This window comes from Massilia sp. NBRC 108631 (genome assembly GCF_059704565.1).
Map to the genome: position 1 here is coordinate 22,903 of NZ_BAAKJE010000069.1, position 11,766 is coordinate 34,668.

Annotated in this window: 5 protein-coding genes; 2 read left to right on the plus strand and 3 right to left on the minus strand. The window is 67.5% G+C overall.

Translation table 11 applies throughout. The annotated features are described in order from the left end of the window. Nucleotides 1-6 precede the first annotated feature (6 nt). Nucleotides 7-3,702, minus strand: a complete 3,696-nt coding sequence (locus tag AC6H42_RS08630; protein WP_497547837.1) for a DUF4132 domain-containing protein — start codon at nucleotides 3,700-3,702, stop codon at nucleotides 7-9. Between the two features lie 50 nt (nucleotides 3,703-3,752). After that, complete coding sequence (locus AC6H42_RS08635; RefSeq protein ID WP_497547838.1) at nucleotides 3,753-7,430, minus strand: DUF4132 domain-containing protein; 3,678 nt, start codon at nucleotides 7,428-7,430, stop codon at nucleotides 3,753-3,755. 173 nt (nucleotides 7,431-7,603) lie between these two features. Between AC6H42_RS08635 and AC6H42_RS08640 the strand changes: the two genes are divergently transcribed. Then, the gene (locus AC6H42_RS08640; protein ID WP_057156415.1) at nucleotides 7,604-8,968 is read left to right on the plus strand and encodes an amino acid permease; all 1,365 of its coding nucleotides are present in this window, start codon (nucleotides 7,604-7,606) and stop codon (nucleotides 8,966-8,968) included. Here AC6H42_RS08640 and AC6H42_RS08645 read toward each other — a convergent pair. Then, nucleotides 8,965-10,707: a mechanosensitive ion channel family protein gene (locus tag AC6H42_RS08645; protein ID WP_497547839.1), complete on the minus strand. Its 1,743-nt coding sequence runs from the start codon at nucleotides 10,705-10,707 to the stop codon at nucleotides 8,965-8,967. The genes AC6H42_RS08640 and AC6H42_RS08645 overlap by 4 nt on opposite strands. Nucleotides 10,708-10,945: 238 nt before the next feature. Between AC6H42_RS08645 and AC6H42_RS08650 the strand changes: the two genes are divergently transcribed. Next, nucleotides 10,946-11,719: a ferredoxin--NADP reductase gene (locus AC6H42_RS08650; RefSeq protein WP_057156411.1), complete on the plus strand. Its 774-nt coding sequence runs from the start codon at nucleotides 10,946-10,948 to the stop codon at nucleotides 11,717-11,719. Nucleotides 11,720-11,766: the final 47 nt, after the last annotated feature.

The window sequence follows — 11,766 nt, forward strand, 5'->3', positions numbered from 1 at the left end:
CTTGTTTTAGTAGTTACTGAGCGACTGCCAGTCGGCATGGAAGCCGCTGCCGTCGGAAGCAATCAGGCGCATGTCGTTGTAGCACTCGGAGATCAGCACTTTCGGGATCGAACTCAGGGGCAGGCCCGCCGCCCCGCCGCGCCCGCCGCCCGGGCCGGCAAAGGCGACCTTCAGCAGCGCCACCTTGCGGTTCTCCTCGGGCAGGCCGTTGCCGGTGAATTCGATCAGCGCGGTCACCCCTTGCGTGGGAAAGCGCTTCTCGTAGACATAGAACCAGCCGCCGTCCTCCGCGGCGCCGCGCGTGTAGCCCAGCTTGAGCGCGCGGTTGCGCAATGCGAAGGTCTCTATCATATGGCCCTTGTGGTCCTCGATGCCGGTGGCGTCCTGCTGCCCCTGCGGCAGCGAGTAGACGCCTTTGCCCAGCTGCTGGAACAGCGGCGCCACTTCGTAGTCGGCCATGTGCTGCAGCCAGCCCGCCACCTCTTCGGCCGGCAGGCAGGAATCGTGCGCGACGCGAATGCGGGCGGCCGGGGCCAGCGATACCGGATTGTCATCGCGGTCGGTGAGCGTGCCATCGTCCAGCGGCCGGAACGAACGCACGGCCACGCCGTCTTGCATTTCCACCCACACCAGGCGCTGGATCAGGCGGCGCACGATGGCGTGCTGGTTCAAGTACTGCTGCCAGTCCTCGAAAGCCCAGTCGCGCTCCGTGCACAGCGCTTCGTACAGGCGCTCGCCCTGCAATTTGACGATGCCCTTGATTTCCTTCTTCGCAGCCGACAGCGCCGCCTTGGACTCCTTGGCCAGCGCCGCGTCGTCGTCGGCGCGCGGCTCGGGCAGCGCGCCGATGGCTTTGCCTTCCGGATTGAACAGCTCAACCTTGAAGTCGGGCATGAGGCGCGCGGTAAACGCGCGCTCGCCGTAGCTCAGCTCCAGCACGCCGTGTTCGTCGAAGCCGCCGGCGGGGATGGTGCGATCGGCCAGTTCCGACAGCGTCCAGCCCTTGCGCTCGGCCAGCGCCTCGGCCTGCAGCGTGGCTTCCTCCTGGAAGCTGCGGGTGCGGAAGCGGTTCCCCACCGACAGCATCAGCTGGGTGGCGCCGGGATGATCGATCCAGGCCAGCATGGCGATCAGCGCCTTGCCGTGCGCAGCGCGGGTACCGTACCACTGCTTCAGGTAAGCCGCCACCGGCGCGGCCGCGCGCCCGCCCGCGCAGGCCGACGCTATCGCCAGCAGGCCCTTGCTGGCAATGGCGCTGCCGGCCGGCTGGCGCAGCCGGCGCGGCAGCGCGCTGGCCACCAGGTCCGGCAGCGGCCGCCCCAGCAAAGGATGGTTCTCGTAGTATTGCGGCCAGTTCTGCATGCCGTGAAGTAGCGTAGCGCCGTCCGAGGCGGCCAGTTCGGCGGCCACCGAGGCCGGTATCGGCCGCACGTCCTCCTCCAGCCACGCCTCCAGCACGAACTGCCCCAGCGCCTCCCGGCCCTGCGGCGCGAACATGACGCAAAATTTGCGCAGCACCGCGTTGGGTTCCGGGGACTTCTGCTTGAAGGCCTGCACCAGCAGCAGCTTCAGCACCTCATGCGGCACGGCGGTGCCGTTGTCGGCCCACGCCACCGCCGGCAGGTGCTCCCAGGGGAACCATGCCAAGTCCTTGTGGATGCCCTTCTCCAGCGTCTTGCCGGCTTCCTTCAGCAGCGCTGCGCGGTCCAGGTATTTTTCCACCGGCTGGCCGAAGCGCTGCAACGCGTCCAGCATGGCGCCCTTGGCCAGGTCGTGCTTCTCTTTCGCTACGGCCGCTTCGAGCTGCGGCACGGCGGCGCTGTGGCCGAGCCGCATCAGCCACTGCGCGGCGACCGCACGTACCTCGGCCTTGCCGCTGGCCAGTGCGGCCGTGATGCGTGCTTCCTTGCCCGGAAAGCCGTCCAGCGCTTCCTGCGCACCGGGACGCGCGCTCTTCAAGGAGCTCAACGCCAGCTCGAACAGGGCATCGGCGACCTGCGGCGGCAGCACCGGGAAAGTCTTCAGCGCCGCATACAGCTTGCGGCGCTCGAAACGGTAGTCGTCGTCGCCCGGAGAGAGGATGCGCTGAACCAGCAAATCCCGGTTATGGGCGAGGAAGGGCCACACATCTTCGGCAGCCATGTTGGCGCCGACCGCGCACCAGCCAGCGCAGTAATTGTCCAGCACATCGCGCGCGGTGCTCCCCGCCCCTTCGGCCAGCAGCTGGTATTCCAGCAGCGTGGGATGGCCGGTGGCGCGGTACAGCGCATCGAACGCCGGCGTCACATTGGAATTGAGCAGGACGTCGCGCTTTTCCGTGAACGTCATGGCCGTCTTGGCCAGTACCGCCGGCGTCACGCCCGGCTGAACGGCAAACGTCGCCAGCGCATCGCTGGAAAAATGCAGCTCGCAGATGCCTGCGCCGGGGCGCCCGGCACTGCCTGCCTCGGCAAGATAGGCCCGCAGGCGCTCCAGGCTGGACGCAGGCAGCGGCGGTTCCAGCTCCAGTTTCCAGTTGTGGCCACGGGCCGCCGACTTCGCGTGCCACTCGGTGCGCTCCTGGTTGCGCAGCACGATGCGCTCGCCGATGCTTGCCCACAATGCCTCCAGCGCGGCATCCAGTTCAGGCGTCAGCGCCGTGGACCAGCCGATCACCGGCATCGTGTACGCGCAGGCGTCGCTGTGCGGCACGGCCGCGCTTTCCCATTCGCCCAGCAAGGCTTGCACGGTTGCGGCCTTGTCGGCTGCGGCCAGGCCGCGTGCCTGTTCCATCAGGGCCGCATCGCCGCGATCCGCGCCCACCTGCCGCAGCAGCCGCAACGCGTGCAGGCGCTGGTCCGGCTTGCCACTCGTTGCCAGCCTCACCAGCTCGGGCGATACCGCTATTGCGGCCCTGCGCGCCAGCGGTTCGGCTGCAACGCGCACCTGCTTGCTGCCGCAGGTGGCCAGGCCCGCCAGTTCGGGAGCAAGGGCGGCCAGCGTCGCGTCGCCGCATGGCCTTAGTAGTTCCATGCTCATCACGCGCCGCTTGGTGTCGCCGGCATCCAGCAATGGCCTTACCGACTCCACGTGCCGCTGCACGTAGTCCGCATACCCTTCAAGCTCCGTCACGCCGGGCACACGGTGCCCGGTGTAGAAATTGTGCTCCGCCGGTGTGCCGAAGACGCCCAGCAGCAAGGCGTCCGCCGCAAGCCCGGCCTCGGTCAGCAGGCCCTCGACTCCGGCCGCGCTCAGGCCCCGCATGGCTGGCGTGGGCCAGCGTAACCCACGGCAGATAAGGCCTCGCGCGTGTGTCATCAAGGCCTCGGCCCAGTGGCTGCCGTCCGGCATGACGATGCCATAGCACTCAACGCCGGCGTCGGTGCCGGCCGCCTCCAGCAGGTGCGCCCAACGCAAACCCGTGGCGCTGCCGGCCTGGCACAGGGCCTGGTAGAAACGCCCCAGTTCGTCCCGGCCAGCCTCTTCGCGGTCGACATCCAGGTGCAACTGGCTGCTGACCGGCGACAGCCAGGTCGCCTCGCCCAGCACGGCGCGCGGCTCGCCGCGCAGCAGGTAGGATTCGATGTCGGCCGCCAGCCCGGCGCGTGCGCCGGGACGCTGGTCCAGCCCTTCAAGCGCGCGCCGCAAATGCACCAGCCACGCGGCGGCGTTGTCGTGGTCCGGCGGGGCCGCCTGTTGCTCCTGCACTGCTGCACTGCGCATTGTCGCTCCTCAAAAATGGTCCGGCCGTTAGCAAATCGGACATGTTGCCCTCATTCTACATTGGCTTCCCGCTTCTCGGTATGGCCGCTGCCGGCGGCGGCCAGCAGCCGCATGTCGTGATAGCACTCGGACAGCAGCACGGCGGGAATTTTGCCCAGCGGCGCCGCCGAGCCGCTGCGGTTGTCGGTAAACGACAGCCGCGTCAGCACGGTCTCCCGGTCCGCCTCGGGCAGGCTGTTTCCCGTAAATTCGACATGCGCGGTCAGGCCCAGCGCAGCGAAGCGCCTGTCGTAGGAATAGAACCAGCCGCCGTCCTGCGTGGCGCCGCGCGCATAGCCTAGCTTCTGCGCACGGGTGCGCAAGGCAAAGGCCTTGATGGCGTGGCCCTTGAAGTCGTCGATGCCGGCCGCGTGCCGCAGCGCTTCCGGCAAGGCATAGACGCCCTTGCCAAGCTGCGGGAACAGCGCGGCCACCTCGTAGTCGGCAAGGTGGGCCAGCCATCCGGCCACTTCCTCTTGCGCCAGGATGGTATCGTGTGCCAGCCGGATGCGCGCGGCCGGCGCGGGCCGCACGGCTTCCTCGTGCCGGCTGGTGAGCGTGCCGTCGTCAAGCGGGCGGAAGGTCCGCACCACGCGCGCGCCGCCCTCTGCGCCCTCGACCTCGGCCCAGACCAGCTGCTGCGCCAGGCGCCGCACGATGGGGTGCCGGTTCAGGTACAGCTGCCAGTCCTCGAACTGCCACTCCCGCTCGAGGCACAGCGCTTCGTACAAGCGGTCGGCCTGCTGCGACACGACCGTCTTGAGCTCCTTTTTCGCAGCCGCCAGCGCGGACCTGGCGTCCTTGGCCAGTGCGGCATCCTCGCCCGCGCGCGGCTCCGGCAGCGCGGCGATGGCCTTGCCTTCCTCATTGAACAGCGCCACCTTGAAGTCCGGGCCGAGGCGCGCAGTGAACACGCGGCTGCCTTCGCCCGCTCCGAACGGCAGCTCGAGCACGCCAGCCTCGTCGAATCCCGCTCCCGGCACGGTGCGGTCGGCCAGTTCGGCTACGCTCCATCCCTTGCGCTCGGCCAGCGCCTCGATCTGACGGCTGGCTTCCTCCTGGAAGCTGCGGGTGCGGAAGCGGCTGCCCACGGCCAGCACCAGCTGGATGACAGACGGCTGGTCGATCCAGGCCAGCATGGCGATCAGGGACTTGCCCTGGGAAGGGCGGGTGCCGTACCAGGCTTTCAGGTAGCGCTCCACCGGCGCTGCGGCGCGCGCCCCGGCGCAGGCCGCAGCCACGGCCAATACGCCTTTGCTGGCAACGGCGTTTCCGGCCGGCTGCGACAATCGCTGTTTCAGGCACCAGGCGATCAGTTCCGGCTCGGAACGGCCCTCCATCGGATGTCCCTGGTACAACCCCGGGATCTGCTGCATGTCGGCGTGCAGCGCGCGGCCGTCGTGTATCGCCATGGCGGCGGCATCGGCCTGCGAGACGGTGCTCACATCCTGCGCCAGCCAGCATTCCAGCACGAACTGGCCGAAACAGTCGCGCCCGGCCGGCTCGAACATGCCGCAGAACTTGCGCAGCACCGCGTTCGGCTCGGGATTCTTCTGTTTGAAGGCCTGCACCAGCAGAAATTTCAGGATATCCGGCGCAACCGGAGCAGCGCTGCCGGCCCACGCCACTTGCGGCATGGCGCCCCAGGGGAACCAGGCCAGGTCCTGGTGTATGTCCTTCTGCAGCGTTTTCCTCGCCTCCTTGAGCAGCGCGTCGGGGTCCAGGTACTTTTCAACCGGCTGGCCGAAGCGCTGCAAGGCGTCCAGCATGGCGCCCTTGGCCACATCGTGCTTTTCCCTGGCCACGGCCGCTTCCAGCGCGGCCACCGCCGGCGCGTGGTTCAGCCGCATCAGCCAGTTCGCGGCGGCCGTGCGCGCATCGGCCTTGCTGCTTGCCAGAGCCGCCAGGATGCGCTCCACCTTGCCCTCGAAAGCAGCCAGCGCGTCCTGCGCCGGCAAGCGCCAGGATTTTTGCGCCCCCAGCGCCTGCTCGAACAGCACGTCGGCATAGGCCGCTCCCATGCGCGGCAGCATGGCAAGGGCGCGGTACAGCTTCATGCGGTCGAAACCATAGCGGTCTTCGGCAGGCGCTGCCAGCTTGCGGCGCACCAGGTCCTGGTGCTGCTCCAGGAAAGGCCAGATTTCGTGCGGCAGCCAGTCGAACTGCAAGCCGCTCCAAGTGTGGAAATAATCGTCGAACACCTGTTCGGCCGTGACGCCGGCCGGTTCGAGCAACTGCTGCAATTCAAGCAGCGACGGCCTGCCATTGGCACGATGCGCCGTTTCCAGCAATTTGACCAGGATCTTCCCGGCCGCGGCCTTGGCGGGGGCAAACGCCAGCAGCAGCTTGACCACGGCTGCCGGCGTGACGCCCGGCCTGGCGGCGAAGGCCTGCAGCGGTTCGCCGAACGGGCTCCAGCCATAGCGTCCTTCGAGCGGCGGCGCCGCCAGGGCGTGCTCGCCCAGGAAGCCGCGCAAGGCGGCGGCGTCGGCATCGGTGAGGTAATCCCACAATTCCAGCGGCGGCGCGCCTTTCTTTCCGGACTCCTGTATCGCTTCATCGTTGCGTTCGCGCACCGCTATATATATAGCGTCCGCGAGGTCGGCCAGGGCCGCGTCCAGTTCCGCTGTCAACGGCAGCGACCACTGCATGGCTGGCCGCGCGGCGGGCGGCGCCGCTGCTGCGGCGGCGCTGCTGCTCCATTCGGCGGCCAGCGCCTGCACCGCGCCGGCCTTGTCCGCCTGGGCCAGCGCGAGCGCGGCCGCCCGCAGTCCGGCGTCGCCCTGCTGGCCGGCGATCAGCCACAAGCCGCGCAGCGCATGCAAACGCTGCTCGGTCTTCCCCTTGACGGCCAGCTTGTGCAGTGCCGGTACCAGCAGCATGCCGCCCTTGAACAGCAGCGCTTCGGCTGCGCCCCGCACCTGCTTGCTGCCGCAGGTGGCAAACTCGGTGACTTCGGGCGCCAGTTCGGCCAGTGTGGCCGGATCGGCCTGCGCCAGCAGTTCGGCCAGCAGGGCGCGCTGCTCCGCCGACGGCGCGGACAGCAGCGGCCGCACCAGCGCCAGGTTGCGCTGCAGCTGCTCTGGAAAACCTGGCAGGTCGGTCACCAGCAACGCGGCCCGCCGCACCCAGGAGTACACCTCGGCCGGCACGGTAAACGCCGCCAGCAGCAGCGCCTGCGGCGGCAGGCCGGTTTCAGACAGCAGCGCTTCCATGCAGCTTGCGCTGGGACCGACGGCCCGGTCGCGCTGGCCGGCCTGTCCCCTCGCCTCGGTCGCTGCATGCACCAGCAAATGCTCCGCCCAGTGGCTGCCGTCCGGCATGGCCAAGCCGTGATGACGCGCGGCGCCGTCATTCCAGCCGGCGTCCAGCACCTGTGTCCAGCGCAGTGCCACGGCAGGCGGCAGGCTGCTGAAGCCGGCGTAAAACCCGCGCAGCGCCTCCTCGTCCAGCGGCGGCGGCAGGCCGCACAGGCGCAGTTGCTGGCCGAGCGCACGCACCGCCGTCTTCAGTTCCGCCGGCACCGTGCGCGGCTGGCCAGTCAGCACGTAGCCGGCGATATCGCGCTCCAGGCCCGCGCGGGCGCCGTAGCGCGACTCGAGTCCCGCCAACTGCCCATGCAGGCTGGCGGCCCAGGCCTCAGTGCCGCTCTCCGAAGTCCATGCAGCCTGCTGCGCCATGTCAAGCATTGCCATCTCCTGATGATATATTTAACTTAGCAAAAAAACCATGTTGCCAGCATTCTACAGTGACTGATTTGAGTCCACCGCACGGCACGGCTATGCTTTAGAATCACTGGCTTCCGCGTGTTGCATGAATATCCACATCAACGCGCCTTTAAAACGATCAGGGACCATGAGACATGATTGAAGACGGGAAGAATGAACTGAAGCGCGGCCTGAAGAGCCGCCACATCCAGCTGATCGCGCTGGGCGGCGCCATCGGCACCGGCCTGTTCCTGGGCATTGCGCAGACCATCCAGATGGCCGGTCCCTCGGTGCTGCTGGGCTATGCAGTGGCGGGTTTTATCGCGTTCCTGATCATGCGCCAGTTGGGCGAGATGGTGGTGGACGAGCCGGTGGCCGGCTCCTTTGCCTACTTCGCCGACAAATACTGCGGCAACATGGCAGGCTTCGTCGCCGGCTGGAATTACTGGGTGCTGTACGTGCTGGTGAGCATGGCCGAGCTGACCGCGGTCGGCATCTACGTGCAGTACTGGTGGCCCGCCATTCCGACCTGGGTGTCGGCGCTGGCCTTCTTCGTCATCATCAACAGCATCAGCCTGGCCAACGTGAAAGCGTTCGGCGAGATGGAGTTCTGGTTCGCCATCATCAAGGTGGTCGCCATCGTGGCCATGATCGGCTTCGGTGTCTACCTGCTGGTATCTGGCAGCGCCGGCCCGGAAGCGGGTGTCGCCAACCTGTGGCAGCACGGCGGCTTCTTCCCGAACGGGATTTCGGGACTGGTGATGGCCATGGCGGTCATCATGTTCTCCTTTGGCGGCCTGGAACTGGTGGGCATTACCGCCGCCGAAGCGGCCAACCCGTCCGAGACCATCCCGAAGGCCACCAACCAGGCCATCTACCGCATCCTGATCTTCTACATCGGCGCACTGGGCGTGCTGCTGTCGCTGTACCCATGGACCAAGGTGGTCACCGGCGGCAGCCCCTTCGTGCTGATCTTCCACGCGCTGAACAGCAACGTGGTGGCCAATGCGCTCAACATCGTGGTGCTGACGGCAGCACTGTCGGTATATAACAGCTGCGTATACTGCAACAGCCGCATGCTGTTCGGCCTGGCCAAGCAAGGCAACGCGCCGCGCTCGCTGCTCAAGGTGAACCAGCGCGGCGTGCCGCTGGCGGCGCTGGGCGTGTCGGCGGTGGCCACCGGCATCTGCGTGGTGGTCAACTACTTCCTGCCGGGCCAAGCCTTCGGCATGCTGATGGGCCTGGTGGTCTCGGCGCTGATCATCAACTGGGGCATGATCAGCTGGATTCACCTGCGCTTCCGCGCGCAAAAGCAGCTCGAAGGCAAGGTCACCGGCTTCCGCAGCCTGGGCTACCCGCTCACCAATTACCTGTGCCTGGCCTTCCTGGCCGCCATCCTGGTGGTAATGTATCTGACGCCGGACCTGCGCCTGTCGGTCTACCTGATTCCAGCCTGGCTGCTGGTGCTGGGCGTGGGCTACTGGAGCAAGCAGCGCGGCACCCAGGCTGCCAGCGCTTAATCCTTCCCGGGACTGGCGCCGGCCGGATTGTGGTCCGGCCGCCTGGCGGGCGCCAGGTGCCAGTCCTCCTTCGGCACCACCATCGGCGCCGGCGGATCCGCCATATAGTGCGGCGACATCATCTGCACGCCGAACTCGTTGAACACGTCGATAATGTGCTGGTGCAGCTGGTTCAATACTTCCACACGCTTGCGCGGCGCTTCCGCCTTGGCGTACGCCACCAGCCGGTACTCCACATAGTAGTCATGCAAGGCCACCTGCATCACGTAGGGCTTGGGCGACGGCGCCACATCCTCGGTGCGCGCGGCCGCCAGTTCCAGCATGGCGTGCACCTGGCGCCACGGCGTGTTGTAGCCGATGGTGACGCTGGCGTCGAGCACGAAACCGGTGCCGGTGTGGGCGCGCGAGTAGTTCTTGGTGGTCTGGCCCATGACCCAGGCGTTCGGCAGCGCCAGTTCCTCGCCCAGGCCGGTGCGCAGGCGGGTTTCGAACATGCCCACTTCCAGCACCGTGCCTTCGCTGTCGCCGACCTTGACGTACTCGCCCTTGCGCAGCGCGCGTGTATACATCAGTATCAGGCCGCTGGCGCCCTGGCCGACCACGCTGGACGCGCCGATCGACACCATCAGCCCCACCAGCACCGACAAGCCCTGGAACGCAGCCGTGTGCGCGCCGGGAAGATAGGGATAGGCCATGGCCAGCGCGAACAGCCAGATCACCACGCTGGCGATGCGGCGCGTGGGCAGTGCGGTGTCGCGGTCCAGCCAGCCCATTTGCAGCTCGCCGCTTTCAAAGCGCTTGAAGAAGGACGAGGCGGTCAGCGCCACCAGGCGCGCGAAGGCGAAGATGATCAGCACCAGCACCATGCCGGGCAGCGCGCCGGCCACGGCGCGGCCGACGTCGCCCGCCACGTCCAGCAGGTAGCCGCTCAGGCGCTCGCCCCACGCGCGGGTGTAGGGCACGCGGCCCAGTACGAAGGCCAGCCACAGGTAGGTGGCCATCAGGAACAGCAGCCAAAGCGCGGCGTTGAGCAGGTGGCGCGCGAAGACGATGTAGTGTTCGGCGTCCAGCACGCGCACATTCTTCAGGCGCACGTCGCGCAGCCGCATGCCCAGCAGCGCGGCGCTGCGGCGCGCGGCCCAGCGGTGCAGCAGCGACAGGCCGCGCAGCAGCAGCGCATACACCAGCGTGGCGCCGGCGCAGTAGGCGGCCGCCACGGCCAGGTAGCGCAAGCTGCCCTGCTCCTGGTGCTCCGCCAGCGCCATGCCCAGGTGCGCGGCGGCGGCGCCGGCCACGCTGTCGGTGCTGTCGCCGGCCAGCAGGTTGATGTCGGCCGGCGTCACCACGAACAGTTGCATGCCGTCCAGCAGCACTTGCGTGCCTTCGGGGATGCTGCGGATGGCAGGCTTCAGCGGCCCGCCCCTGGCCATGGCGGCCTCCAGTCGGCGCAGCGCGCCGGCGGCGCGGTCCGACGGCGGATAGCCCGCCAGCGGGGCGCGGAACACGAACACGCTGCGGTTGGCGAAGACCAGTGCCGAGGTGGGCGCGGGCAGGACCGGCCCCGGCGCCGCGCCGGGAACCTGGCCGGCTGGGGCTGCGGCGGCGGCTGGCGCGCCAGCGACAAGCTGCGGCGGCTCGGCGGCGCGCGGCGTCAGCGGCAGGGACAGCAGCGCCAGCAGTAACAGCAGCGACAGCAGCGGCAGAACAGGCAGCGGTGTGGAACGAGAAAAAGCGGGCATGGGACCGGGACAATGATTATCAAACCGCCATCATGCCACGCAAACCCCTTGCGCTACCGCATAAGCATATGATTAAGCTGTCGCTTGCCCTGCAAGACAGGATGGCCCGCGATCCGTTACAATGTCAGTTACGCCACTAATTTTCTACGGCGCCATCCCCCTGCTCAGCCGATTGCCAAGCAAACGCCCACCGCGCGGGGCCTGGTGCTTTCACTTTTTAGTCAATCGGGATCAGACAATGAGCAACATGAACGAGGAGAAGGTTTTAAGCGTGCACCACTGGACGGACACCCTGTTCTCCTTTACCACCACGCGCGACCCTGCCTTGCGCTTTTCCAACGGCCACTTCACCATGATCGGCCTGCGCGTCGACGGCAAGCCGCTGCTGCGCGCCTACAGCATCGCCAGCGCCAACTACGAAGACCACCTGGAATTCTTCAGCATCAAGGTTCCGGGCGGCCCGCTGACCTCGCGCCTGCAGCACCTGCAGGTGGGCGACACCGTGATCGTCGGCCGCAAGCCGACCGGCACGCTGGTGTCCGACTATCTGCTGCCGGGCAAGCGCCTGTACATGCTGTCGACCGGCACCGGCCTGGCGCCGTTCCTGAGCATTGTGCGCGATCCGGAAATCTACGAGAAGTTCGACCAGCTGATCCTGGTGCACGGCGTGCGCCAGGTCGACGAGCTGGCCTACCACGACATGCTGGTGGAGCACTTGCCCAACCACGAGTTCCTGGGCGAACTGGTGACCAGCAAGCTGCGCTACTACCCGACCGTGACCCGTGAAGAGTACAAGAACATGGGCCGCGTGACCGCGCTGATCGAAAGCGGCAAGCTGTTCGAAGACCTGGGCGTGCCGGAACTGAACCCGAACGAAGACCGCGTGATGATCTGCGGCAGCTCGGACATGCTGCGCGACCTGAAGGAAATGCTGGAAGCGCGCGGCTTCAAGGAAGGCAATACCTCCACGCCGGGCGACTTCGTCATCGAGCGCGCCTTCGCCGAGAAATAATCCGGCGCCCGCCAGGGCACCGGAAGCCAGTCCCGAAAGCCCCTGCC